The sequence below is a fragment of the Sphingomonas sp. DC5200-1 genome (genome assembly GCF_049897245.1).
GTDB lineage: Bacteria > Pseudomonadota > Alphaproteobacteria > Sphingomonadales > Sphingomonadaceae > Sphingomonas > Sphingomonas aquatilis.
In genome coordinates this window covers 443903-469075 of record NZ_JAFCVW010000005.1, presented here as the reverse complement: position 1 = coordinate 469075, position 25173 = coordinate 443903, and the positions used below count along the sequence as shown (strand labels likewise).

Annotated in this window: 17 protein-coding genes and 1 pseudogene; 5 read left to right on the top strand and 13 right to left on the bottom strand. The window is 67.6% G+C overall.

From position 1 onward, the window contains the following. The 8 genes from ACP7A3_RS13935 to ACP7A3_RS13900 form a co-directional block, all read right to left on the bottom strand. Positions 1–540, bottom strand: a complete 540-nt coding sequence (locus ACP7A3_RS13935; RefSeq protein WP_426256001.1) for a sarcosine oxidase subunit gamma — start codon at positions 538–540, stop codon at positions 1–3. After that, a complete protein-coding gene (locus ACP7A3_RS13930) occupies positions 533–3514 on the bottom strand; it encodes a sarcosine oxidase subunit alpha family protein (protein WP_426256000.1) in 2982 nt (993 codons plus the stop codon). Before ACP7A3_RS13930 ends, ACP7A3_RS13935 begins: the two co-directional genes overlap by 8 nt. Further along, entirely contained in the window at positions 3511–3795 is a 285-nt protein-coding gene (locus ACP7A3_RS13925; protein ID WP_277286722.1) for a sarcosine oxidase subunit delta, read from the bottom strand. The genes ACP7A3_RS13930 and ACP7A3_RS13925 overlap by 4 nt, the downstream gene beginning before the upstream one ends. A gap of 11 nt (positions 3796–3806) precedes the next feature. Beyond that, entirely contained in the window at positions 3807–5060 is a 1254-nt protein-coding gene (locus ACP7A3_RS13920; RefSeq protein WP_426255999.1) for a sarcosine oxidase subunit beta family protein, read from the bottom strand. Further along, positions 5060–6370, bottom strand: coding sequence for a serine hydroxymethyltransferase (gene glyA, locus ACP7A3_RS13915; protein ID WP_426256049.1), 1311 nt, complete (start codon positions 6368–6370; stop codon positions 5060–5062). The genes ACP7A3_RS13920 and glyA overlap by 1 nt, the downstream gene beginning before the upstream one ends. 301 nt (positions 6371–6671) lie before the next feature. Then, positions 6672–8330, bottom strand: coding sequence for a choline dehydrogenase (gene betA, locus ACP7A3_RS13910; RefSeq protein WP_426255998.1), 1659 nt, complete (start codon positions 8328–8330; stop codon positions 6672–6674). Positions 8331–8340: 10 nt separating this feature from the next. Further along, positions 8341–10353, bottom strand: a complete 2013-nt coding sequence (gene betB / locus ACP7A3_RS13905) for a betaine-aldehyde dehydrogenase (RefSeq protein WP_426255997.1) — start codon at positions 10351–10353, stop codon at positions 8341–8343. Between the two features lie 176 nt (positions 10354–10529). Further along, positions 10530–12179 carry an APC family permease gene (locus tag ACP7A3_RS13900; protein WP_426255996.1) on the bottom strand — a complete coding sequence of 550 codons (1650 nt, stop codon included), beginning with the start codon at positions 12177–12179 and terminating at the stop codon, positions 10530–10532. A gap of 1088 nt (positions 12180–13267) precedes the next feature. Here ACP7A3_RS13900 and ACP7A3_RS13895 point away from each other — a divergent pair. Then, positions 13268–13807 (top strand): annotated as a pseudogene (locus ACP7A3_RS13895) (TonB-dependent receptor plug domain-containing protein); the annotation flags it as partial. Between the two features lie 291 nt (positions 13808–14098). After that, positions 14099–15658, top strand: a complete 1560-nt coding sequence (locus ACP7A3_RS13890; protein ID WP_426256048.1) for a TonB-dependent receptor — start codon at positions 14099–14101, stop codon at positions 15656–15658. Between the two features lie 56 nt (positions 15659–15714). On the opposite strand, the gene ACP7A3_RS13885 is transcribed toward ACP7A3_RS13890, so the two are convergent. The 3 genes from ACP7A3_RS13885 to ACP7A3_RS13875 are packed head-to-tail and all read right to left on the bottom strand — an operon-like array spanning position 15715 to position 19915. After that, positions 15715–18174, bottom strand: coding sequence for a TonB-dependent receptor (locus ACP7A3_RS13885; protein ID WP_426255995.1), 2460 nt, complete (start codon positions 18172–18174; stop codon positions 15715–15717). 14 nt (positions 18175–18188) lie between these two features. Next, on the bottom strand, positions 18189–19133 hold the full coding sequence (locus ACP7A3_RS13880; RefSeq protein ID WP_426255994.1) for a quinoprotein relay system zinc metallohydrolase 1: 945 nt from the start codon (positions 19131–19133) through the stop codon (positions 18189–18191). After that, positions 19130–19915 carry a quinoprotein dehydrogenase-associated SoxYZ-like carrier gene (locus tag ACP7A3_RS13875; protein WP_426255993.1) on the bottom strand — a complete coding sequence of 262 codons (786 nt, stop codon included), beginning with the start codon at positions 19913–19915 and terminating at the stop codon, positions 19130–19132. The genes ACP7A3_RS13880 and ACP7A3_RS13875 overlap by 4 nt, the downstream gene beginning before the upstream one ends. Positions 19916–19967: 52 nt before the next feature. On the opposite strand from ACP7A3_RS13875, the gene ACP7A3_RS13870 reads away from it, so the two are divergent. Next, positions 19968–20516: a rhodanese-like domain-containing protein gene (locus ACP7A3_RS13870; RefSeq protein WP_426255992.1), complete on the top strand. Its 549-nt coding sequence runs from the start codon at positions 19968–19970 to the stop codon at positions 20514–20516. After that, the gene (locus ACP7A3_RS13865; protein WP_426255991.1) at positions 20513–22594 is read left to right on the top strand and encodes a TonB-dependent receptor; all 2082 of its coding nucleotides are present in this window, start codon (positions 20513–20515) and stop codon (positions 22592–22594) included. Before ACP7A3_RS13870 ends, ACP7A3_RS13865 begins: the two co-directional genes overlap by 4 nt. Positions 22595–22613: 19 nt before the next feature. On the opposite strand, the gene ACP7A3_RS13860 is transcribed toward ACP7A3_RS13865, so the two are convergent. Together ACP7A3_RS13860 and ACP7A3_RS13855 are read right to left on the bottom strand one after the other, a co-directional pair. Then, positions 22614–22913 carry an EthD family reductase gene (locus ACP7A3_RS13860; RefSeq protein WP_426255990.1) on the bottom strand — a complete coding sequence of 100 codons (300 nt, stop codon included), beginning with the start codon at positions 22911–22913 and terminating at the stop codon, positions 22614–22616. 20 nt (positions 22914–22933) lie between these two features. After that, on the bottom strand, positions 22934–23377 hold the full coding sequence (locus tag ACP7A3_RS13855; protein WP_426255989.1) for a pseudoazurin: 444 nt from the start codon (positions 23375–23377) through the stop codon (positions 22934–22936). 189 nt (positions 23378–23566) lie between these two features. Here ACP7A3_RS13855 and adh point away from each other — a divergent pair, with 189 nt between their 5' ends. After that, positions 23567–25087, top strand: coding sequence for an aldehyde dehydrogenase (adh, locus tag ACP7A3_RS13850; RefSeq protein WP_147035572.1), 1521 nt, complete (start codon positions 23567–23569; stop codon positions 25085–25087). Positions 25088–25173 lie beyond the last annotated feature (86 nt).

Here is a 25173-nt window from a genome sequence, read left to right as displayed (position 1 = left end):
TTACGCCTCGGCCTCGGCGATCCGCAGCAGCCCTTCGACATAGCGGGCGAACGAGCGCCACACCTCGATGTGGAAGCGGTCGGGCGCGCGGCGCCACAGGACGATTTCTGCCTTGTCGTACATCGTGCGGGTACACATGCCGACGGGGAAGGCGCGCAGCGACAGGTCCAGCGCGCAGCCGCTCGCCAACAGCGTCTCCGCGTCGACGGCGCCGTCTATTACTTCCAGCGCGACCTGGCGGTGGCTGACGTCGACGAGCGAGCAAAGGGCATCGCCCAGCCGCGCCTGCAACGAGGCCACCCAATCGTCCGACGCGTCCGGCGCCAGCAGCAGCCATTCGTCCGGCCCGAGCCACAGCGCCGACAGCCCGGCAGCCTCGGCCGAGCGGCAGGCCTCGATCGGCAGTGCGACGCCCAGGCGCTCTGCGACCGTGTCGATCATCGTTGCCGGGCACCGCAAGACGGCGCGGCCGGCATGTCTCAGCGCGCGGATCGACGCGGTGCTGCCTGAGAAGGGCGTGGCGGGAGACAGGTCAGACATCGATGCGGGTGCCTTCCGGATCGTAGAAGATGGGCGAGACGACTTGCACCGCGATCGGCCCTGCCGGCATCGGGATGTGCAGCGTCTCGCCGAGCCGCGCGCGACCGCCGCGCACCAGCGCCAGCGCGATCGGCGCGTTCACCGCCGCGCTGTAATAGGCCGAGGTGACATGGCCGATCGGTGTCGTGGCGGCGGACGGCGTGACGATCTGTGCGCCCTCCTCCAGCACCGTGCGGCCATCGGCGGTCTTGAGGCCGACTAGCTGCTTGCGATCGGGCGCGGCCATCGCCGGGCGCGCGAGCGAGCGCTTGCCGACGAAATCGGGCTTGGCCTTGCCGATCGCCCAGGAAAGGCCGACGTCGTCGGGGTTCACGGTGCCATCGGTTTCCTGGCCGACGATGATATAGCCCTTTTCGGCGCGCAGGACGTGCATCGTCTCGGTCCCATAGGGGACCATGTCGAACGCCTTGCCCCGCGCCCAGATCGCCTCCCACACCATGCGGCCGTAACCGCTCGGCACGTTCACCTCGAACCCCAGTTCGCCCGTGAAGCTGACCCGCATCAGCCGCATCGGCACGCCGCAGATGCGGGCGTCGGCGATGCTCATGTGCGGGAAAGCCTCGGCCGAGACGTCCAGCCCCTCGATCAGCGGCGCGATCACCTCACGGGCGCGGGGGCCCTGCACGGCGATGACCGACCATTGTTCGGTGGTGGAGGTCAGCCAGACGTTGAGATCTGGCCATTCGGTCTGGAGGTAATCCTCCATCATGTTGAGCACGCGCGCCGCGCCGCCCGTCGTAGTGGTGACGTGGAAGCGATCCGCCGCCAGCCGCCCGACCACGCCGTCGTCCATGACGAAGCCGTCCTCGCGCAGCAGCACGCCGTAGCGGCATTTGCCGACGCCCAGCTTGGTCCAGGCGTTGACGAAGAAGCGGTTCATGAACCCCGCCGCGTCCGGGCCGACTATTTCGATCTTGCCCAAGGTAGAGGCATCGAAGATGCCGACGCCCTGCCGGACGGCGACGCATTCGCGGTTGACCGCCGCGTGCATGTCCTCAGCCCCGCGCGGGAAGTAATGCGCGCGCCGCCAGTTGCCGACATCCTCGAACGCGGCGCCATGTTCCTTCGCCCAGTCGTTGATCGCGGTGATCCGCGCCGGATCGAACAGGTCGCCGCGCGCATGGCCCGCCAGCGTGCCGAACGTCACCGGCGTATAGGGCGAGCGGAAGGTCGTCAGCCCGATCTCCGGGATCGACCGCCCCGTCGCCTCCGACACGATGCCCAGCGCATTGATGTTGGACAGCTTGCCCTGATCGGTCGCCATGCCGGTGGTGGTGTAGCGTTTGACATGCTCGATCGACAGGAACCCCTCGCGCGTGGCGAGCATGATGTCCTTGGCGGTCACGTCATTCTGCCAATCGACGAACGCCTTGGCCTTCGTCAGGTCGCTCGTCGTGGGGGCGGCACCCATATAGCCGCCAACGCCCTGGGCGTGGCGGACGGACACGGCGGGCACCGACGCCGGTGCGGACGGGGCAAAGCCCGCAGCCGACGCTGCGTCGCGCCCGGCGTCGATCCCGTCGGCGATCGCTTCCGCCAGCGCGAAGCGGCCGCGGCACGCGCCCGCCGATCGCTCCGCCTCGGCAGAGACGGACGGGAGATAGGCCTGGAGCGCCTCATCCCAGCCGAGCTTACCGCGCGACTGCGAGAAGAGGTGGACGCTGGGGGTGAAGCCGCCCGCCATCAGCACCGCATCGCAGGGATAACGGCGCGTCGCCCCATCGACGGTGATGGTGATCGACGCGACGCGCAGCCCGCCGGTCGTCCCATCGATCTTTGCGTCGGTGACGACCGGCAGGCCCGCCAGCCGCGCGGCCTCCGACACGGTGGAGCGCGGTCGGATATCCGCGACCGCCGCGACCGTGACGCCCGCCGCCGCCATTTCCTGCGCGACGCGATAGGCATTGTCATGGGCGCCGACGATCACGATCGTCCGCCCCACCGCGACGCCATATTGCTGCAGATAGGTGCGCGCCGCATCCGCCAGCATGATGCCGGGCCGGTCGTTGTCGGGGAACACCAGCGGGCGTTCGATCGCACCGGTGGCGAGCACCACCTGCGCCGCGCGCACCTGCCACAAGCGCTCGCGCGGGCGGCCCTGCGCTGGCGCCGCGAGGTGATCGGTCAGCTTCTCGGTCAGGCCGATCCAATTGTGCGGATAATAGCCGAAGGCAATCGTGCGGGGCAGCAAGGTGACGTTGGGCAGCGCGGCGAGTGCCGCCAGTGCGTCGTCCAGCCAGTCGGCCGCGGGCTGCCCCGCGATGTCGGTATCGACCGCCGCCAGCAGCGAGCCGCCGATCCGCGCGCGATCGTCGCACAGGATCACCCGCGCGCCGGCCTCCGCCGCCTCACGCGCCGCGACGATCCCGGCGGGGCCGCCGCCGATCACCAGGACGTCGCAATGGGCATAGCGCTGCGTATAGTGATCGGGGTCGGGATCCGACGGTGCGACGCCCAGCCCGGCCGCCTCGCGGATGCGCGGCTCGTACAGCCGGTCCCACGCCTTTTTCGGCCACATGAACGTCTTGTAGTAGAAGCCGGCCGGAATGAAGCGGCTGAGCAGCTTGTCGTTGACCGCCATGCGGTCGTTTTCCAGGCTGGGGTGCCGGTTCTGACTGACCGCGTCGAGCCCGTCATACAGTTCCACCTGCGTCGCCAGCAGGTTGGGCGCGTAGCGCGCGCGGTCGCGCCGGATGCCGACCAGCGCATTGGGCTCGTCCGCGCCTGCGCCCAGAATGCCGCGCGGGCGGTGATATTTGAACGATCGACCGACCAGATGCACGCCGTTCGCGAGCAACGCGGAGGCGAGCGTATCCCCCTCCCGCCCCGCATAGCGCTTACCGTCGAAGGTGAAGTGGATCGTCGTGTCGCGGATCACGGTGCCGCGCGCGATCCGGTGATCGGCGGTCTTCATGCGCACTCCACCTCCGGGGCCTGTTCGCCGACCTTGTACGTCGCCAGGAAAACGTCGCTGCGCGTATCGCGGATCGCGTTGAAGAAGCGCCCACACCCGTGCAGGTGCCGCCACCGTTCGGCATGTGCGCCCTTCGGATTGGAGCGCGTATAAAGATACGTCGTCCAATCCTCGTCATTCAGATCGGCCGGGCGCACCGGGCGGTCGATATGCGCCTCACCGGCGTAGCTGAACTCCAGCTCGGGCCGCTGGCCGCAATAGGGACAGGTGATGAGCAGCATCGGTGCGCCTCTCAGTGGGCGACGGCGGCGGCGGCCGCCTCGTCGATCATATAGCCGTCGCGGAAGCGCTCGATCGTATAGGGCGCGTTGATCGCATGCGGCGCGTCGTTGGCGATCGTGTGGGCGAGCAGATGCGCCGCGCCGGGCGTCGCCTTGAACCCGCCGGTGCCCCAGCCGCAGTTGACGTACAGCCCCTTCACCGGCGTCTTGGCGATGATCGGCGAGCGATCGGGCGTCACGTCGACGATGCCGCCCCAGCTCCGCAGCATCCGCATCCGGCGGAACTGCGGGAACAGCTCGCAGATCGCCTCCAGCGTGTGGGTCGCGATGTGCAGGCCGCCGCGCTGGGTGTAGCTGGTGTAGGCGTCGGTGCCCGCGCCGATCACCAGTTCGCCCTTGTCTGACTGGCTCATATAGGCGTGGATGGTGTTCGACATGACGACGCAGGGGAAGATCGGCTTCACCGGCTCCGACACCAAGGCCTGGAGCGGATAGCTTTCCAGCGGCAGGCGGACGCCCGCCATGCCGAGGACGACACTGGTGTGCCCCGCCGCCGAGACGCCGATCCGTTTGGAGGCGATGAAGCCGCGCGTCGTCTCCACGCCCGACACCGCTCCGCTCGCATCGCGGCGGATGCCGGTGACTTCGCAATTCTCGATGATGTCGACGCCCAGCGCGTCGGCGGCGCGGGCATAGCCCCAAGCGACCGCGTCGTGCCGCGCCGTACCGCCGCGCCGCTGCAACGCCGCGCCCAGCACCGGATAGCGCATATTGGGTTCGATATTCAGCGGCGGGCAGAAGGCCTTGGCCTCTTCGGGCGTCAGCCATTCGTTGTCGACGCCGTTGATCCGGTTGGCGTGCACGTGGCGCTTGAACACCTGCACGTCATGGATATTGTGCGCAAGCATCATCACGCCGCGCTGCGAGAACATGACGTTGTAGTTGAGCTCCTGGCTCAACCCCTCCCACATCTTGAGCGCATGGTCGTAGAGCGCGGCGCTCTCGTCGAAGAGATAGTTGGAGCGGATGATCGTCGTGTTGCGGCCGGTGTTGCCGCCGCCGATCCAGCCCTTCTCCACCACCGCGACGTTGCGCATCCCGAACTGGCTGGCGAGATAATAGGCCGCGCCCAGCCCGTGCCCGCCGCCGCCGACGATGATCGCGTCGTAGGAGGGTTTGGGCGCGGCGTTGCGCCACTGGGGCTTCCACCCCTTGTGCCCCCCAAGTCCCTGCCGGAACAGCGAGAATGCGGAGAAGCGCTGCATCAGCCGCGCGCCGTGTCATAGATCGGATAGCGATCGCACAGGGCGATCACGTCGCCCCGCACCGCGTCGATCAATGCCTGCGGCACCTCCCCCTCCGACGCGGCGTCGAGGATGCGGTTGATGAGGCGCCCCACCTGCTGGATGGCAGCGACGTCGAACCCGCGGCTGGTCAGGGCGCCGCTCCCCAAGCGAATGCCGGATGTCACGGCGGGTTTCTCCGGATCGAACGGGATGCCGTTCTTGTTGCAGGTGATGCCGGCCTCATCGAGGATCAGCTCGGCGCGCTTGCCGGTCAGCCCCTTGGGGCGCAGGTCGACGAGGACGATATGCGTGTCGGTGCCGCCCGAGACGATCGAATAGCCGTTGGCGGACAGCACCGCGGCCAGCGCCTGGGCATTCTCCACCACGCGGCGGGCATAGTCCTTGAACGACGGGCGCAGCGCCTCGCCGAACGCGACCGCCTTGGCGGCGATGACATGTTCCAGCGGGCCGCCCTGGATGCCGGGGAAGATGGCCGAGTTGAACTTCTTGGCCAGTGCCTCGTCATTGGTCAGGATCATGCCGCCGCGCGGGCCGCGTAGCGTCTTGTGCGTCGTGGTGGTGACGACATGCGCATGGTCGAGCGGATTGGGATGCACGCCACCCGCGACCAGCCCGGCAAAATGCGCCATGTCGACCATCAGCAGCGCATCGACCGAATCCGCAATCTCGCGGAACCGGGCGAAGTCGATCTGGCGGGGATAGGCCGATCCGCCCGCGATGATCAGCTTTGGGTGATAGTCGCGGGCCAGCTCGGCGACCGCGTCATAATCGATCCGCTGATCCTCCTCGCGCACGCCATAGGGGATGGCGTTCAGCCACTTGCCCGAGAAGGTCGGCGCCGCGCCGTGGGTCAGGTGCCCGCCATGCGCCAGGCTCATGCCCATCAGCGTCTCGCCGGGCTTCATCAGCGCGAACTGGACCGCCATATTGGCCTGCGCGCCCGAGTGCGGCTGGACGTTGGCGAACTTGGCGCCGAACAGCCGGCACGCGCGATCGATCGCGAGCTGCTCCGTGACGTCGACATGCTCGCACCCGCCGTAATAGCGGCGGCCCGGATAGCCTTCCGCATATTTGTTGGTCAGCACCGAGCCCTGCGCCTGAAGCACGGCGGTGGAGACGATATTCTCCGACGCGATCAGTTCCAGCTTGTCGCGCTGCCGGCCGAGTTCGGCATTGATGGCCGCATCGACCTCGGGATCCGCCTCGCGCAACGCACCGCCGAAAAACGCCCCCGCCGCAAAGGCCGGATCGGCGTCACCGCTGCGCATGCTCATCTCCGCCATGATGGCTCCCCCGTCATCGTCGAGCGCAGGATGATGGCTCGCCGCCCACACCGCCGGGACAAGCGCGTCGCGCACCACGCAGATTTGCGACACCGTCCATCCGGCGGCCAAGTGACGAGGGACACGCGCAAAACATCAGGCGCAGACCTGCGCCTGCGCCTGATGTGTGGATGTGGTCGATGATGCTTTTGCGACGAGCGCACCCGCGCGAAATATGGATCAGCGATCCCGTACGATTCCGACGCGCGGTTGCGACAGGGCCCGTGTCACGCGGTTTGGCTTATGCCTAGCGCTGCCGCGCTTCCCACGCCTTGGAGCGGTAATATTCCGCGTTCGAGGCGGACAGCGTCGGGCGACCCAGGATGTGATCGGCTGCCTTCTCGCCGATCATGATCGTCGGCGCGTTGAGGTTCCCGGTCGTGATCGACGGCATCACCGAGGAATCGACGACGCGCAGGCCCTCGATGCCATGCACCCGCAGCATGGGATCGACCACCGCCATCGGGTTCGACGCCTCGCCCATCGCGCAGGAGCAGGACGGATGATAGGCGCTTTCGACGTGCGTGCGGACGAAGGCGTCGATCGCCGCGTCGTCGGTGACGTCCGCACCGGGCTGGATCTCGCGCCCGGCGTAGGGCGCCATCGCCGGCTGGGCGAAGATCTCGCGCGTCAGGCGCACGCATGCGCGCATCTCGGTCCAATCGTCCGGATGGCTCATATAGTTGAAGCGGATCGACGGCTTGTCCGCCGGATCGGCGCTGCGCAGGCGGACATGGCCGCGGCTCTTCGATCGCATCGGCCCGACATGCGCCTGGAAGCCGTGGCCGGTCGCGAGCGACGATCCGTCGTAGCTGACCGCCAGCGGCAGGAAGTGATATTGGATGTCCGGATAGGCGACCCCGGCACGGCTACGGATGAAGCCGCAGCTTTCGAAATGGTTGGTCGCGCCCAACCCGCTTTTCCCGAACAGCCAGCGCGCGCCGATCAGCACCTTTCGCAGCGAATTCATCGCCGGATAGAGGGTGATCGGCAGTTTAGATTCGATCTGGAAATAGAATTCCAGATGGTCCTGCAAATTTTCGCCAACGCCCGGAAGATTGTGGACCGGCGTAATGCCATGCGCGCGCAGTTCGTCGGCCGGGCCGATCCCCGACAGCTTCAGCAATTGCGGCGAATTGATCGGCCCGCCTGCCAGGATCACCTCACGCCGGGCGTGGACGACCGTCTCCACGCCGTTGCGGCGATAGACGATCCCCGTCGCCCGTCGCCCGTCGAGGACGATGCGGCTGGCCAGCGCATGGGTCACCACGGTCAGGTTCGGGCGGCGCATCGCCGGTTTGAGATAGGCGCTGGCGGCGCTCCAGCGGCGTCCGCGATGGACGGTCATGTCCATCCGGCCGAAGCCTTCCTGCTGGTAGCCGTTGATGTCCGCCGTTTCGGGATAGCCCGCTTCACGCGCGGCATCGATGAAAGCGCGATACAGTGGGTTGGCCAATTGCCCATATTGCGTGTGGAGCGGCCCGGCGTCGCCGCGCCAGGCGTCCCCGCCTTCCTGCCGCGTTTCCGCGCGCCGGAAATAGGGCAGCACATGGCGATAGCCCCAGCCGGTCGCCCCTTCCCCTTCCCACCGATCGAAATCGGCGGGATTGCCGCGCACATAGACCATGCCGTTGATCGAGGACGAACCGCCGATCACCTTGCCGCGCGGCGTATGCAGCCGTCGACCGCCCAGATGCGGCTCCGGCTCCGTCTCATATTGCCAGTTATACCGCGCCATGTTCATCGGGATCGACAGCGCGCTGGGCATCTGGATGAAGACCGAGCGATCGGACCCGCCCTGTTCGAGCACCAGCACGCTATGCCGTCCATCCTCGGTCAATCGCGCAGCGAGCACGCACCCCGCCGATCCGGCGCCGACGATGATGTAATCGAAGCTGTCGGTCATCAGCGCTACCTCAATAGGGGCAGTCGATGTCGGCCATCGCGACATAGACGCTCTTCAGACGGGTATAATGTTCGATGGCGGCCAGCCCGTTCTCACGCCCGAGGCCCGAGGCCTTGTAGCCGCCGAACGGCAGCTCGATCGGGGTGACGTTGTACTGGTTGATCCAGCACGTTCCGGCCTCCAGCCGCGCGATCACGCGATGCGCCCGCGTGATGTCCGCAGTGAAGACGCCCGCGGCGAGCCCGAATTCGGTGGCATTGGCGCGGGCAACGACATCGTCCTCATCGTCGAACGGCAGCACCGTCATCACCGGGCCGAACACCTCGTCGCGCACGATCGAAGCGCGGTCGTCCTGCGCGACGAAGATCGTCGGCGCGACGAACCAGCCGCGCGCCAGATCGCCATCGGTCAGCCGCTTGCCGCCCGCCAGCAGCCGCACGCCCTCGCGCCGGGCACGCTCAATGTGGCCGAGCACGATGTTCATCTGCGTCTCGGACACCAGGGGGCCGATCTGCGTGGCGGGATCGAGCGGATCGCCGACGACGAGGCGCGCGGTGCGCGCCGCGAGCCGCTCCAGAAAATCGTTCAGCACCGATCGGTGGACGAAGACGCGGGTGCCGTTCGAACAGACCTGACCGGTGGAATAGAAATTGGCGAGCATCGCGCCGGACACCGCATTGTCGAGCGCGGCATCCTCGAACACGATCAGCGGCGACTTGCCGCCCAGCTCCAGCGTCACCGCCTTCAGCCCCGGCGCGGCCGCCGCCATCACCGCCCGCCCCGTCGGCACCGATCCGGTCAGCGAGACCTTGGCGATGTCCTTATGGGTGACGAGCGCGCGGCCGAGCGGACCATAGCCCTGCACGACCTGAAATATGCCATCCGGCAACCCCGCGTCGCGGAACACCGATTCCAGCGCTGCTGCGGTCAACGGGGTCTGCTCGGCGGGCTTGAAGATCATCGCATTGCCGCACGCCAGCGCGGGTGCCGCCTTCCAGCAGGCGATCTGCAACGGATAGTTCCACGCGCCGATGCCGGCGACGACGCCCAGAGGCTCGCGCCGGGTATAGCCGAACGCTTCCGCGCCCAGATCCAGATGCTGGCCCGCCACCGTGGCGGCGACGCCGGCATAATATTCCAGGCAATCGGCACCCGACAAAACGTCGACCGCCTCTGTCTCCTGCACGGGTTTGCCCGTGTTGAGCGTTTCGATCCGCGCCAACTCGACGTTGCGCTCGCGCAGGATGTCCGCGGCACGGCGCAGGATGCGGCCACGCTCGCGCGGCGCCAGCGCCGCCCATCCCGGTTGCGCGGCGCGGGCGCGGGCGATCGCCGCCTCCAGTGCAGGCGTGTCCGTCACCGCGATGCGCGCCAGCGCCTCTCCCGTCGCGGGATTGCACGGCACGATCTCACGCCGCGGCGGCGCAGCAGCCGGCATGGCGGCGAGGCGGCTATCGACGAACGATCCCAGCAAATGGCGTGCGCTGTCGCCGTCGATCTCGCTCCACCCCGACAGTGCGCCGCGCAGCCATACGCCATCGATCATCGCCGCGATCGTCGCCGCGAGTGCGGGCGCCTCCTCGACCGGCACCAGCGCGCGGAGCGGATGGCGCAGGTTGGACAGCATGCGACGCTGATAGACGTGCTGGATGCGGAACAGGCGCGGCTGGTGCCGGACGTGTCCCCAGAAGGCCAGCCAGACCTTGCTGGTCGTGCCGTCGAGTTCCTCAGGCGCCAGGTTCGTGTCGATCACCGCCTGCAAACGCTCCCGCGACCCCTCCGCCCGCGCGAGACGCAAGCGCAGCCGTGCGCCGAGGCGCGACAGCAGCAGGCGGAACGCTGCCTCGAGCAGCCCTTCCTTGTCGCCGAAATAATGGGCCACCAGCCCTGGCGACACGCCCGCGCGCCCCGCGATCTGGATCAGCGTCGTGCCGACGAACCCCACTTCGGACAGGCTGTCGATCGTCATTTCGACGAGCTGTCTGGCGCGGCCATCGTCAGCGATCGGCGAGGAACGGGGCATAAGCAACGGGTCCTGATCAGACGTTCAATTTCGGGGCGACGTTAGCCACAAGCGTGCTGTGATTCGAAGAAGACGCCGCCATCTACAGTGTGAGCCTGCGTTGAACGGTCAGTCAATGCCTGTATCGTGACGTGGCATCTATCTGGGCGCTGACGCAGCGGCATGGGACAGTCACGTCAACCCGGCAGCACGGACAGGTGGTGCGACACCCCGATCACCACCGCGGCAAGCGCCAGCGCGGCGAAGGGCAGGATGCCGGCGCGCGGCGGATCGGGCAGTCGCGCCTCCTCGGGTTGCGCGGCGGCGGGGAACCGGCCGCCGTCCTGGATGTAATGGCGGAAGACGAACACCGGCACGATCAGCGCCGCGGCGATGAGGCCGTTGCGCAGGGTGCCAGGGCCCCACACCTCCGCCCCCGCGCCCAGCAGCACCAGATTGACGAAGCCCAAAGCGGCCCCCACGCCGAGCAGCCACGTCGGCGCTCGGAACGGGCGCGGCCAGTGCGGCCGGTCGATGCGGTGGATCCAGCCCGCCTGCAGGTTGAGGAAGATGAAGATCATGTAGCAGACGTTGGAGAGCATCAGGACCATGAAATAGTCCGACATCATCAGCAGGATCAGGTTGAACGCCAGATCGGTCCACATCGCCGCGGTCGGCGCGCCGTGGCGATTGACCCGCGACAGATACCGCGGCAGCCAGCCGTCGACCGAAGCCTGATACAGCGTGCGCGACGACCCCATCATCGACGACATGACGATCAGCAGCAGCGCCAGAATGAACATCGCAATGAACAGGTTGGTGACGACCACCCCGCCCTTGACGATGCTCGCCAGCGCCAGCGCCACGCCCGTCCCGTCATAAATGGCGGGGTTCGTCATGCCGCTGAGCCCCAGCGAGGCCTGAAATGCCAAAGGAACGAGCGTGAAGACTGCGAGGCACAGCAATCCCGCCGAGATGATCGCCTTATAGGTATCGCGGGCGGGGTCCTTGAATTCGCGCACGTAGCAGACCGCGCCTTCGAACCCGTAGGTCGACCAGCCGGCGCCGAACAGGCCCGCCGCCAGCAACGTCAGCCCGGCAGCATTCCAACTGCCGAAGCCGATATGGCCCGCCGCATCGCGCACGATCGGCAGCAGCGGAAACAGATGGTCGGACGGGAGATCGCCCGTGACGATCGGCACCAGCCCGACCAGCAACAGCGGGCAGAGGCAGACGAGCGCCAGCACCTTTTGCGTGCCGGCCGCGCGCGCCGCGCCCTGGTGCTGCAACAGGAAGGTCATGAGCAGGAACCCGGCGGCGATGATCGCAACCGCGTTGATCCGCAGCGTCAGCCCGGGCTTGACGGCGCTCAGATCGAGCAGCGTGAGATGCCACGTATTGATCGCCGCATCCGCCGGGAAAAGGCTGGTCAGGACGTAACCGGCGGCCAGCCCCGTGCCCAGCGCCAGGACCGGAGACCAGGCGAGCCAATTGCACCAGACGGACACGGGCGCGACGAACTTGCTATATTTGATCCAGGCCGCCGCGCCATATACCGAGGCGCCGCCGGACTTGTCGGGATACAGGCCCGCGATTTCGGCATAGACGAAGCATTGCAGGAAGCCGATCAGCACCGAGACGATCCAGACCGCCCAGGACGCCTGCCCGACCACGGTGGAAACGCCGCCCATCGTCAGCAGCACGCCGGCCGGAACGCCGCTGATCGCCCAGAACGCCCCTCGCCAATCCAGCGCACGCAGCAGCGTCGGGCGCGACGCAGCGCCTGTGGCATGCCGGGCAGCGACCCTGCCGTCGCACGGTTCCGCGATCATCACCTCGTCCGCCATTCCGCCGCCCCCTTTTGATTTTGTACGGACCAGAGTCATGCGACCGGCGCGTCACGCGCCGACGGCACCTCTCTGCCACCCGAAAGACATCACCCGTCCGTCCATGCGTGCGACATTGCCGGTCCACGACCGGACGCGGGGGCGCCGGCGGACCGAGCCGCGATGGCTCCGCCCGTCGATCGTTCGCGACGTCTCGGTGTCCGGCGCAAGGCCGGCTATGGACTGATGACCGGTCTGCCCGCATCGTCGCAGGCGGTACGCAACGGCATTTCGCATTCCGCACCTGCTCCCATGAAGGTCCAGTACGGCCGGATTCGGCGTTCAAATCTTCGCCGGTGACGGAATTATTGCAAGATGCCTTGTCCGTTTGAACGCTCAATCAGCAGCATACATGATGAGTATAAGAGAGCGTTATACCGGATGTACCAGCCGATGATCGGCGTGCTTCCCGCCGACTGCTCACCATGGGCCGAGGGCCCAACTTTTCACATTAATTGATCGATTATTCAATGGTTAAAGACTGAGGTGTCCCTGCGACGCGGGATATGCCGCGACGCCACACCGCGGACTGCGGACGGCCGACCATGCCGTCGCCCTAGCTGCGAGACATAAGCCCTTAAGGACACAGCGAATTATCGTGATCACGAGCGAAGAGACTGAGGCCATCGACCGTCGCGGCATCCCATCACGATGGCAGGTAATGCACGACGATGCGACGCCGCGCTCGAACGTCAGGGGAACCGTGACGCATAGGCCCAGCCTTCGGCGAAGGGCAACAAAAGTCCTGATTTATCAAATATAAATCACTTAACTACCCTGTATATACCAGCATATTCGAAGCTCTTTTTTCAGTTTTACTAAGCAATTTTTATTCTCTCTGTCCTCACTTCAGTAACATTCCTCCTATATCAGCATTGCAGCGACGACTGACTGCGTGACCCCTGCCGTCTGCGTCGCATCTATACTGCATTACTGTCGAATCCATTCAATCCGTTCCGTCGCATCGTCGCAGGATAGTCGCCGATAAAGATCGGGGAGAGGCGGACTATCGACGTGCCGGTGTCACGATTGACCTTTCCCCAGTCGTGATGCCCGCCACACCAAAAGGGGGTCATTCCATGCATCGCGAACACCGTTCGGGCGATCTTCGCCGCCTGTTGCTGTCTACGGTTACGACATGTGCCGTCTTGGCATGGTCCCCGATCGCTGCCGCGCAGGACAAGGAACACTCCGAGGAACACTCCGAGGAACACTCCAAGGATCAGGCCAAAGACTCCGACGACATCGTCGTCACGGCCCAACGGCGTGAACAGAAACTGCAGGATGTCGGTATCGCCGTATCGGTGATGACGGCGGATTCCCTGCGCGACATGAATGTGCAGACTGCGACGGATCTGACGCGCGCCGTGCCGGAATTGAAGATGAACGCCTATTCCAGCTCGCAGGTGGTGTTCAACATTCGCGGCGTGTCGCAGAACGATTATGGCGACCAACAGTAGCCGCCCGTCGCCGTCTATCAGGACGACAGCTATTCCAGCTCGATCAACCTCGCCAGCTTCCCGACCTTCGACCTTGCACGGGTCGAGGTGCTGCGTGGGCCGCAGGGGACGCTGTTCGGCCGCAACGCGACCGGCGGCGCGGTGCAGTTCATTTCCAACCAGCCGACCCGCGAGCTGGACGGCTACGGCTCCGTCACGGTCGGAAGCTATGGGCAGATCATCACCGAAGGCGCCGTGTCGGGGCCGCTGACCGACAATCTCCAGGTCCGCGTCGCGGGCACCCGCAACCGGGACAAGGGGTACATCCGCAATATTAACCCGGGCGAGGCCGCACGCGGCGCCAACAATCACTGGGCCTTGCGTGGCATCGTGGCATGGCAGCCCAATGCGGATATCGAATCGACGCTGACGCTGCGCTACATGCGCGCCGACAAGGAACGGCAGGCCGGTCTGTATTCGCTGGTCGCGAGCTGTCCCAATGCAAGGCTGCAAGGCGAGGTGCTGGCCCCCGATCGCAGCTGCGCCTATTGGGGGACCGGCCCGGGCGAAACGGGCGCCGGCTATCGCAACGACGCGATCAATCCCGCGCGGGGTGGCGATCCGTACAAGACGGCCGCGACCGATCCCAGCTATGTCGATCGCAAGGTCTTCGGCGCGGACCTGAAGATCCAGGCACGCGTCTCGGATGCGGTGACGCTGGTCACGATCACCGATTATCAGCACGGCGACAAATTCTACACCGAAGACGGCGATTCCTCGCCCGCCAGCGGCGTGTATTTCACGCAAGGATCGCGGATCGACCAATGGTCGCAGGAAGTCCGCCTGCAGGCAGATCTGGGCGCCAATCAGCTGACGGCCGGCGCCTTCGCCATGTCGATCGACGGCAATTATACCGGCAAATACGCCTCGCTCTTCTACGGCTACGACCCCACCGTCGCCTTTTCGCAGAACACGCGGTCCTACGCCTTTTTCGTGCAGAACGAATGGAAGGTTGCCGATCGCGTGACGCTGGTCGGTGGCCTGCGCTATTGGAACGATCGCAAGACCGGCCGCTATTTCGGGTCGGAGCACAGCACCGGCGTGTCGATCATCTTCAACCCACGCCAGGTCGCCTATGGCTCGTTCGGCGTGATCCAGCCGCGGACCGGCATCACCGCGACGCCGGCCGATGCCACCCCCGTGTTCGACGGGGTCACCGCGCGTGCGCTGATCAACTACAAGCCGACCGACCACGTGCTGCTGTATGCGAGCTATAACCGCGGATCGAAGAGCGGCGGCTTCACTTTCTCGACGGGCACACCCTTCCCCGGATCGGAGGCGGCAGCGCTGAACGGCATCAACTATCGGCCCGAAACGCTCAACGCCTGGGAGGTCGGCGCGAAGACACGGCTTACGCCGGGCACGACGCTGAACCTGTCGGCCTTCTACTACGATTATCAGAATTATCAGGCCTTCGCCCAATATTCGACGGTGCAGACGGTCGTGAACCTGCCCGCAAAATCGGCGGGGCTGGAGGTCGAGTTCGCGACGCGCCCGATCCGGGGCCTGACGCTACAGGCCAATGCGTCGTTCCTCGACACGAAGGTCCGCAACGTCGAGCTGCCCGATCTGGTCACCGTGGAAGACCACCGCCTGCCGCAGGCGCCAAGCTTTTCGGGCAACCTCTTGGCCCGCTACGAATTCGCGGTCGCGGGCGGCACCGTTTCGCTGCAGGCGGATGCGCAGCATTCGAGCAGCTTCTGCTTCACGGTGCTGTGCGCGCCGGTCGAGCGGGAGCGGGCGTACACGGTCGCCAATGCCCGCATTGGCTTTGCCGGCCCGGCCGACCGCTGGGAAATCGCTCTGTTCGTCAACAACCTGTTTTCCGAGCGTTATCGCGTCTACGGCTATGACAACACGCTGTTCGACGGGACAGTTGCCGGCGTCTACGCCAAGCCCCGCACGTGGGGGCTAACCGGGACGGTGCATTTCGGCGCCTGATGACCGGCGGCGCCGCGCATGACGCGATGGGATCGCATCTGCGCGGCGCCACATGTTCAGAAGCCCAGCCGTATGCCGACCTGCGCCGAACGCGGCGCGCCGGGTGCCTGAAACGACGCGTGCAGCAATGGCCGTTCGCCGTCGATCACCGGCGCGGCAAAGGGCCGCGCGACGAACCGGCCGGCCGCGTCGAATGCGGTCGCGCCGAGCTGCGCCGCGGTCGTATAGCGCTTGTCGAACATATTGCTCACCTGGACATAGAGCGTGATGCCCCTGCCCGGTCGCACCTCTGCCGCGGCGTTGGCCACCGCATAGGGGCGGGTGCGCCCCTCCCCCAAATAATAGACGCCGTCGGGCCGATGCGCGCCATTCTCGTTGCCCCGCGCGATCACGCCCGCGCTGGCGACGACGTCCGCGGAGAGCGTCAGCCAGCGCGTGGCATCGACCGTCACGGCACCTTTGAGCAGATGACGCGGGATCAACGGGATTCGGTCGCCGCGCGCGATGGCGATCGTGCCGTCGAAGCCCGGTGCGGGGCCGTCGTTGCTGCTGTTGCCGGCGCCGCCGACCGTTTCCGCGCTGCGATAGGTGGCGTCGAGCAAAGTGTAATGCGCCGACAGCCCGATCGCACCCAGCCGTGCCGACAGATCGAGGTCCGCACCTTGCCGTCGGGTGCGGCCGAAGTTGCGGAAATAGCCGAAGCCGGTCTGGTCGCTGGCGACGAACAGGATGTCGTCGCGGCTGACGGTGCGGAACGCGCCCGCCCTCAGCCGGACGGGGCCGTGCGTCAGCGTCACCCCGCCCTCCACCGTCTGCGCGACGACCTGCGCGAGCGGTGGGTCGCCGGCGAGCGCATTCGGCAGGCGGCACGGACTGCGCGGATCGGCGCAACCGAGTTCGATCGCGGACGGCGCGCGGCTGGTGCGGGCCACCGCCAGATCGATTGCCACCGGCGCCAGCGGGGTCCAGCGCAACGCTACGGCGGGATTGAAGCGCTGGAAGCGGTGATCGCCATCCAGCGATCCCGTACCACCGCCCGGTGTGATCCGGTCGCGGTTGCGCACGATCGTCCGGTCGAACCGACCCGACAGATCGACATGGAGCGTCGGCGTGACGTCGAGCCCGTCGAGCGCGTAGAGGCTGACGACGCGGGTGCCTGCGGACAGATCGACGCGCGCATCGAACGCATTTTCCGACGCCTGCGACCCATCGGCGAAGGCCCCCGGCCCCGTCACCGCGACCACGCCACGATCCGACGTCAGATAGCCGAATTGTGACGACTGGGCGAAGTCGGCATGCCCATCGACATAGGCCCCGCCCAGCGTCAGCCGGTTGGCGCCGACGGTCCACGTCAGCTCCGCCGTCGCGCCCCATTCGCGCTGGCGGGTCGCGGTGCGGTTGACCAAGCCGTTGCATTTCTCGTTCGGTTCACTGTTCAGCAGCACGTTGGCGATGCAGCGCCAGCGTGGGAACGGCGTGTTCGCCTGTGTTTCGCCGGATGTGGGGACGCCCGAATAGCCCGCCGTCGCCAGAGCGGCGCGCTCTGCGGCATTGGGTTGGTACAGGTTTTCGCCTAACGCGCCTTCGTTGACGTCGCCGTTGACCGTGCGGGTGCGGATGCCGCGGTAGAAGGCGTTGGCGGACAGCGTCAGCCGGTCCGACAACTGCTGCGACAGCGTCGCATTGCCGTACCAGCCGCGATTCCGCGTCGTGTCGGGGTGGGTGTAGACGCTCGCCGGCTCCTGCGCGAGCAGCCGCATCTCCTGCAGACCGTTGCCGTTGAGGTCGCTGTCGGCGACACTGCCCGACAGCGCGATATCGGTGCCGCCATCGGCCCAGCCGACCTTGCCGAACAGCTGGCCGGCGCGCGACGGCGAATAGTCGCGCCAGCCCCGTTCCCGGAAATAATCGGCAGAGGCGAACCAATGCCAACGCTTGTGCGTCCCGCCGACAGTCGCGCGCGTGACCGAGCGGCCGAAACTGCCATAGCCGATGTCGGCGGTCATGCCGGGATCGGATCGACCGTCCTTGGTGCGGATCGCCAGCGCGCCACCCAGCGAATTGCGCCCGAACAGCGGGTTCGCCCCCGGCACCAGCGTCGTCGATCGGATCGCGGAGGTAGGGATCAGATCCCAGCTGACCACGTCGCCGAACGGCTGGTTCATGCGGATGCCGTCGAGGTAGACGGACAAACCCTGCGGCGTGCCGAGCAGCGGCGAGGCGGTGAAGCCGCGATAGTTGATGTCGGGTTGCAGCGGATTGCCCTGCACCTCGTTGACGAACACGCCCCCGGCCAGTCGGCGCAGATAGTCGGACAGGTCCAGCGCATGGCTGCGCGCGATCTGTTCGTCGGACACGTGCTGCGCGGGATAGCCGACGATATCCTCGCCCGGATCGACCAGCGGCGTGCCGACGATCACCAGCGCCTCGCCCCCGTCCTGCGCTGCGGGATCGAGAGTCTGCGCCGCGACAGGCGTCGCGATCAGCGCGGTCGCAGCGAGAAGACCATAGCGCATCGGACGCACCCCCGTCATCGCACATCGACCCGCGGCAGCAGCGTGCGCTCCAGCGTCGGATAGAAATGCGCGACCGAGCGCTGCAATTCGTATCGCGCCGCGGCCAGCGTCGCGAACCGGGGCGGGATCGGCAGATCGCCCGCCTCCACCATGTCGAGCCCGTCCGCCACCGCCCGGCGCAGCGCGGCGTCGAGCCAGTCGATCCAGTCGCGGGTCTGGTCGATGGCGGCATTGGGCGTCGGGTCGAACGGGCCATGGCCGGGGATCAACGCGCGATGCCCCAGCCCCTTCAGCGTATCGAGCGAGCGCCGCCACGTCGGCAGATCAGCATGCGGCGTCGAGGGCGCGCGATCGTGGAAGACGAGATCACCCGCCACCAGCGTCCCCGTCGCCTCGTCGAGGATGGCGAGATCGTCGGCGCTATGCCCCGACAGCGGCAGCATGCGGAACGTCCGTCCCCCCACGACCTCCTGCGGGCTGGACACGACATGGGCCGGGATGCGCAGCTCGGTGCCGCGCATCCAGTCGCCCAGCAGGCGGTACATGCCATCGGCAAAGCCCGGCCCGTCGCGGGTCAGCGTCGCGATCAGTCCCGGGGTCGCCGCGACGATCGCCGGCGCGAACGCCGCGTCGCCATAGCTGTGGTCGGGATGGAGATGCGTGAGGTAGACGCGCGCTACGGGCTTACCCGTCAGCGTCTTCGCCAGCGCCTGCAACGCCTCGCCATAGCGTAGCGACGGTCCCGCATCGATCAGCACCGGACCGGCGTCGGTGCCGATCAGCGTGATGTTGGCGATCGCACCGCCATTGTCGCGCGCGATCGGCGCATCGGCCCCGCGGATCAGCCAAATGCCGTCCCCGACCGTGTGCGGCGTCAGGCGATAGGCCAGCGCCTGCCCCAGCACCGGCGCGGCGAGGGCGGCGCCCGCCGCGGCGATCAACGTCCGCCGATCGATCATGCGGCGGGACCACCGCGATCCGCCAGCGTGCCGCGATAGTCGATGCCGTTGGTGTCGCGCGCGTGGAAGCGCACCACTTCGCCCGTTCGCGCATGTGGCAAGAGCGTCAGCACCGGGTCCTCGGCGACCGCGGCCTGCATCGCGACCATGCCGAGCGACCGGCCATCCGCGCCGGTCAACGTTAGCTGATCGATATAATAGCTCGCGATATTGGCGACGAAGCCGGTGTCCATCGGGTGGCGAAAGGCGATCTGCGCGCGTGGGCCCGTTGCGGTCCGCCACAGGCCGCCGCGCACCTCGCCCAGATGCTGCGCCCAGTCGCCGCTGACCCGGCTGGCCGGCGGCGCCGAACAGCCGCCACCCGCCGCATCGATCCAGCCGCCCGACACCAGCCATGATCCGTCGCCCAGCTGCACCGCCCCGCGCACCGGCGTGCGCTGGTCGAGCTTGATCCGCGTCGCGATGAACGGCTCGGCATCGTCCAGCCGATAATCGATCGGCAGCTGGATCGGATTGAGATCGACCAGGATGACGATCCTTTTCACGTCGGCGATGCCCCGCGCGTCGACCTCGACCGGGAAGACGCGCTGGTTTTCGGCGATGTCCGGGAAGCGCACCTTGACGCGCGGATCGAAGGCGACGCGTGCGCCCGCTCCAAACGCCTGATCGGCCACGAAATCCCACATCGGCGATGCCAGCGGATCGGCCGGCAACGTGGCGGAAGCCGGGGCCGAGACGGCGGCAAGCAGTGCCGCAACGAGAGAGCGTGATGCGATCCTCATCCCTAAGTCTGGTAGGCAGGTCGCCCGTCCGCGACCATGACACCTTGGTACGATGCGACGCCACCTGCCCCTCTGCCTTACGGCCCTGATCGCCCTCGCCGCAGCGGCGACCGATGCGCGCTTCGATGCGCGGAGCGGCTATCGCATCGCCGACTATCGCGGCGTCGTGCCGTCGTCGCCGCCCGGGGTCGCGCGCATCAATGCCGCCGCAGTCGCCGCACTGGTCGATGCCAATCGCGCGACGCTGATCGACGTCGTGCCCGCCGAGGGGGCGGTGCGGACGGCCGATGGGCACTGGCGGCTCGCCCGCGAACAGCGCGGTATCGCGGGTGCCGCCTGGTTTCCCGAAGCGGGCCGCGGGGCGATCGACCCTGCCGTCGAACGCTGGTTCCTTCGCGGCGTCGCCCGTCTGCATGCCGCCGCGCCGCGCACCACGCTGATCATCTTCTGTCTGGCGGATTGCTGGATGAGCTGGAATGCGGCGTGGCGTTTGCGCCGGGCGGGCTATAGGCGGGTGCGCTGGTTCGCCGAAGGCGTCGATGGCTGGCGCGACCTGGGCCGCCCGCTAGTGCCGATCACCCCCTATCCGGAGCCGTTATGATCGTTCGAGCCATCGCCCTGTTGCTGTGCGGCACCTCCGCCCTTCCCGCCACCGCGCAGGACCGCGCCGCCGCCGACCCTCCTGCGACTCAGGACATCGTCGTCATCGGTCGCGGCCTGCCCGCCCGACCGGGCGATCGCACGGCGGACGTCGTCGCGATCGACGCGGCGCGCATCCGCGAAAGCGCCAGCGGCCGGCTGGAAACGGTGCTCGCCGATGTCGCGGGGCTGCAGCAGTTCCGCCGGAGCGATTCGCGCTCGGCCAATCCGACCAGCCAGGGGCTGTCGCTGCGCGGGATCGGCGGCAATGCGTCCAGCCGCGCGCTCCTGATCCTGGATGGCGTGCCGCAGGCGGACCCGTTCGGCGGCTGGGTGCCCTTCCCCGCTTATGCCACCGATCGCATCGGCCTGATCCGCGTGACGCGCGGCGGTGGCAGCGGCTATTTCGGGCCCGGCGCGCTCGCCGGCACGATCGAGATCGACAGCGCCGATCCCGCCGATCAGCCTGCGCTTGCCGCAGACCTCGCGTACGGCAGCCGCCGGTCGCTGTCCGCTGCCGCATCGGGTCTGCTGCGCCGCGACGGTGGCTTCGCCACGCTGTCGGCGGCGTACGATCGTGGCGACGGCTTCGTGCCGACCGTCGCCGAGAGCCGCGGCCCCGCCGATCGCGCGGCGCCGTTCGAGCAGTTTTCCGCCGCGGCACGCGGCGTGGTCGCGCTCGGCGGACAGACGGAATTGCAGACCAACCTGTCGGGCTTCACCGATACGCGCGAACGCGGCACGGCCTTCACCCGCAACCGCAGCCAGGGCGCCGACGCCAGCATCCGCCTGATCGGGCGCGGCGACTGGGGCTGGTCCGCGCTCGCCTATCTCCAGACGCGCGCCTTCGCGTCGCAATTCGCCAGCGTCGATGCCGCCCGGACGACCGCAACGCAGACACTCGACCAATATAACACGCCCGCCACCGGCACCGGCGGCCGCATCGAAGTAAAGCCCCCGGTCGGCGAAGGCCGCGATCTGCGGCTCGGCGCCGACGTGCGACGCGTCTCCGGGCAGACGCAGGAGCTGTACACCTACGTCAACGCGCTGCCCACGCGGCGGCGCGTGGCGGGCGGCACCGCGCTGACCTATGGCCTGTTCACGGACGCGAGCCTGACCGCCGGCCCTGCGACACTGACACTCGGCGGGCGGGTGGATCGCTGGCGGCTGACGGACGGCGCCCTGCGCGAGGCGGTGATTGCCACCGGCGCGCCGCTGACCAACGCCATCTTTCCGGAGCGGCGGGGGACGGAATGGACCGGGCGGGCCGGTATTGCCGTCACGCCGGTCGCGCCGGTGACGCTGCGCGCGTCCGCCTATCGCGGCTGGCGCCTGCCGACGCTCAACGAGCTGTACCGGCCGTTCCGTGTCGGCGCCGATGCGGTCGCCGCCAATGCCGCGCTGGAGCCCGAACGGTTGAGCGGGATCGACGGCGGCGTCACGCTGGCGCCAGGTGCCGGCATCTCGTTCGCCGCAACCGTGTTCTGGAACCGGCTGGACGGCGCGATCGCCAATGTCACGGCAGGACGCGGTCCCGGCACCTTCGCCGGCGTCGGCTTCGTCGCCGCGAACGGCATCTACCGCGTCCGCCGCAATCTGGATGCGATCTGCTCGACCGGTCTGGAGCTGGACGCCCGCTGGCAGAGCGGGCCGGTGTTCACCCAGGCGTCCTGGTCGCATGTCGATCCCCGCGTCGTCGCCAGCGGCGCCGCGGCGGCGCTCGACGGGTTGCGGCCTGCGCAGACGCCGCGCGACCTGACGTCCGCCACGCTCGGCTGGCGCAAAGGCGGCGCCGCGATCTCGACGACGCTACGGCACGCCGCCCGCCAGTTCGAGGACGACCAGAACAGCCGCTCGCTCGCGCCGGCGACGACGCTGGACGGCTATGCCGCCTTGCCGCTCACCCGCACGCTGGGGGTCGAGCTGCGCGCGGAGAACGTCTTCGATGCGCGGGTCGAAACGGGGATCAGCGGCAATGCGATCGTCGAGCGGGCGACGCCGCGGACCGTGTGGGTGGGGCTGACGCTGCGGACCGGGTGACCCCGGCCCGCCCCCGACGTCAGGCGACCGTCATCGGCATCGGGATCGGCGTTGCGGTCGTGAAATTGGCGATGTCGGCGAACACCGGCGCCGCCTCGGGCGACGCCAGCGCCGCGTCACGCGACGCGGCATCGGTGAAGGTCAGGATGGCGACCGCGAGCATGTCGCCCACGTGATCGGGAAAATAGCCCGCAACACCGGTCAGCCCGTGCGGCGTCAGCGCGTGCCGGACGAGCGGCAGGTGCGTCGCGACGTAATATTCGCGATCGAAGGCGGCACCCCCGTCGGCGGGATAGGCGACCATCAGCGCGGCGGGCATCGGCGTTTCCTCCCGCGCGCTCACTTGGCCTGGGCCAGCATCGGCGTCATCCGCTTGGCGGCGAACGGCGGCAGCTTCACGGCCCGCGCGGCGGCGAGATTCGGGGACGGGCCGTTGCCCACCTGCACCAGCGCGACCATGCCCATCGAAAAATGGGGCATGCACTTGATGCCGTACAGCCCCGGCGCGGTGACCGGCAGGACGAATTCCTTGTTCATCTGCCCCTTGGACGGCGCGACGCCGGCGGGCAGGATCGTCGGGATCGTCTCCGCATTGTGGCTGGGATCGGTCGGCTTGAAGTGGATGGTGTCGCCGGGCTGCGCCTTGATGAAGGCCGGTTCGAACACCATCGATCCGCCCGTACCGACGTTCTTCATCTGCACGACGATGTCGCGCGCGGCGGCCGGCGCGGCAGTAGCGAGGGTGGCGGCGGCGGCTGCGCCGACGATGGCGAGTTTCAACATGGTGACATTCCTCTCCCGTACGCGCCGTCAGGGACCGACGCCGAATGCGGCCGGGGTGCCCGCATCGCGCCGCCAGCGGCAATTGCCCTTTGGTGCAATGGCGCGGGGCGCCCGGCAGGCAGACAGTGGGGCATCGCAACGAGCCCGAACCGGCAGGACCGCCGGCGCGCGACCCCTAGGAGACGACCCATGCTGCAACAGGCGCTTGACGAGCTGAAAGGGCAGATCGCGATCCGCCCGCGCTACGACAATTTCATCGGCGGCGACTGGGTGGCGCCGGTGCGTGGCCAGTATTTCGACAACCCCTCGCCCGTCACCGGCAAGACCGTCTGCTCGGTCGCGCGCGGCACCGCCGAGGACATTGAACTGGCGCTCGACGCCGCGCACAAGGCGAAGGACGCCTGGGGCCGGATGAGCGCGACCGAGCGCTCGCGCATCCTACTGAAGATCGCCGACCGGATGGAGGAACGGCTGTCGCTGCTCGCGCTGGTCGAGACGATCGACAACGGCAAGCCGATCCGCGAAACCACCGCCGCCGACCTGCCGCTCGCGATCGATCATTTCCGCTATTTCGCCGGCTGCCTGCGCGCGCAGGAAGGATCGATCGCCGAGATCGACCACGACACCGTCGCCTATCACTTCCACGAGCCGCTGGGCGTCGTCGGCCAGATCATTCCCTGGAATTTCCCGCTGCTGATGGCGGTGTGGAAGCTCGCGCCGGCGCTCGCCGCGGGCAATTGCGTGGTGCTGAAACCCGCCGAACAGACGCCGATGTCGATCATGGTGCTGATGGACGTGATCGGCGACCTGCTGCCGCCGGGCGTGCTCAACGTCGTCAACGGCTTTGGCGTCGAGGCGGGCAAGCCGCTGGCGCAGAACAAGCGGATCGCCAAGATCGCCTTCACCGGCGAAACGACGACCGGCCGCCTGATCATGCAATATGCGACCGAAAACCTGATCCCCGTCACGCTGGAGCTGGGCGGCAAGAGCCCCAACATCTTCTTCGCCGACGTGATGGCCGCGGACGACGAGTATCTGGACAAGGCGCTGGAAGGCTTCGCCCTGTTCGCGCTCAACCAGGGTGAGGTGTGCACCTGCCCCAGCCGCGCGCTGATCCACGAATCGATCTACGACCGCTTCATGGAAAAGGCGATCGCGCGGGTGCAGGCGATCAAGCAGGGCAGCCCGCTGGACGCATCGACGATGATCGGCGCGCAGGCCTCGAACGACCAGCTCGAAAAGATCCTGTCGTACATCGACATCGGCAAGGCGGAGGGGGCGAAGGTGCTGACCGGCGGCACCCGCGCGCAGCTCGGCGGCGAACTGGACGCAGGCTATTACGTCACGCCGACGATCCTGGAAGGGCACAACAAGATGCGCGTCTTCCAGGAGGAGATCTTCGGCCCCGTCGTCGCGGTGACCACGTTCAAGGACTTCGACGATGCGATGGCGATCGCCAACGACACGCTCTACGGCCTGGGCGCCGGGGTATGGTCGCGCGACGGGACGACCGCCTATCGCGCCGGCCGCACGATCCAGGCAGGACGCGTCTGGACGAACTGCTACCACGCCTATCCCGCGCATGCCGCGTTCGGCGGCTACAAACAGTCGGGCATCGGCCGCGAAACGCACAAGATGATGCTGGACCATTATCAGCAGACCAAGAACCTGCTGGTCAGCTACAGCCCCAAGGCGCTGGGTTTCTTCTGATCCTTGCCACCGCGGGGGACTGTCTGCCCACTCTTCCACCCACCCCCGCATCCTCCAGCGGCGGCCCTCTTCGCGAGGGTCGCCGT

What these genes read in the sequence shown, in the direction of transcription:
- ACP7A3_RS13935 (WP_426256001.1), bottom strand. Translation starts at nt 540, where the DNA reads ATGTCTGACCTGTCTCCCGCCACGCCCTTCTCAGGCAGCACCGCGTCG.
- ACP7A3_RS13930 (WP_426256000.1), bottom strand. Translation starts at nt 3,514, where the DNA reads ATGAAGACCGCCGATCACCGGATCGCGCGCGGCACCGTGATCCGCGAC.
- ACP7A3_RS13925 (WP_277286722.1), bottom strand. Translation starts at nt 3,795, where the DNA reads ATGCTGCTCATCACCTGTCCCTATTGCGGCCAGCGGCCCGAGCTGGAG.
- ACP7A3_RS13920 (WP_426255999.1), bottom strand. Translation starts at nt 5,060, where the DNA reads ATGCAGCGCTTCTCCGCATTCTCGCTGTTCCGGCAGGGACTTGGGGGG.
- glyA (WP_426256049.1), bottom strand. Translation starts at nt 6,370, where the DNA reads ATGCGCAGCGGTGACGCCGATCCGGCCTTTGCGGCGGGGGCGTTTTTC.
- betA (WP_426255998.1), bottom strand. Translation starts at nt 8,330, where the DNA reads ATGACCGACAGCTTCGATTACATCATCGTCGGCGCCGGATCGGCGGGG.
- betB (WP_426255997.1), bottom strand. Translation starts at nt 10,353, where the DNA reads ATGCCCCGTTCCTCGCCGATCGCTGACGATGGCCGCGCCAGACAGCTC.
- ACP7A3_RS13900 (WP_426255996.1), bottom strand. Translation starts at nt 12,179, where the DNA reads ATGGCGGACGAGGTGATGATCGCGGAACCGTGCGACGGCAGGGTCGCT.
- ACP7A3_RS13890 (WP_426256048.1), top strand. Translation starts at nt 14,099, where the DNA reads ATGCGCGCCGACAAGGAACGGCAGGCCGGTCTGTATTCGCTGGTCGCG.
- ACP7A3_RS13885 (WP_426255995.1), bottom strand. Translation starts at nt 18,174, where the DNA reads ATGCGCTATGGTCTTCTCGCTGCGACCGCGCTGATCGCGACGCCTGTC.
- ACP7A3_RS13880 (WP_426255994.1), bottom strand. Translation starts at nt 19,133, where the DNA reads ATGATCGATCGGCGGACGTTGATCGCCGCGGCGGGCGCCGCCCTCGCC.
- ACP7A3_RS13875 (WP_426255993.1), bottom strand. Translation starts at nt 19,915, where the DNA reads ATGAGGATCGCATCACGCTCTCTCGTTGCGGCACTGCTTGCCGCCGTC.
- ACP7A3_RS13870 (WP_426255992.1), top strand. Translation starts at nt 19,968, where the DNA reads ATGCGACGCCACCTGCCCCTCTGCCTTACGGCCCTGATCGCCCTCGCC.
- ACP7A3_RS13865 (WP_426255991.1), top strand. Translation starts at nt 20,513, where the DNA reads ATGATCGTTCGAGCCATCGCCCTGTTGCTGTGCGGCACCTCCGCCCTT.
- ACP7A3_RS13860 (WP_426255990.1), bottom strand. Translation starts at nt 22,913, where the DNA reads ATGCCCGCCGCGCTGATGGTCGCCTATCCCGCCGACGGGGGTGCCGCC.
- ACP7A3_RS13855 (WP_426255989.1), bottom strand. Translation starts at nt 23,377, where the DNA reads ATGTTGAAACTCGCCATCGTCGGCGCAGCCGCCGCCGCCACCCTCGCT.
- adh (WP_147035572.1), top strand. Translation starts at nt 23,567, where the DNA reads ATGCTGCAACAGGCGCTTGACGAGCTGAAAGGGCAGATCGCGATCCGC.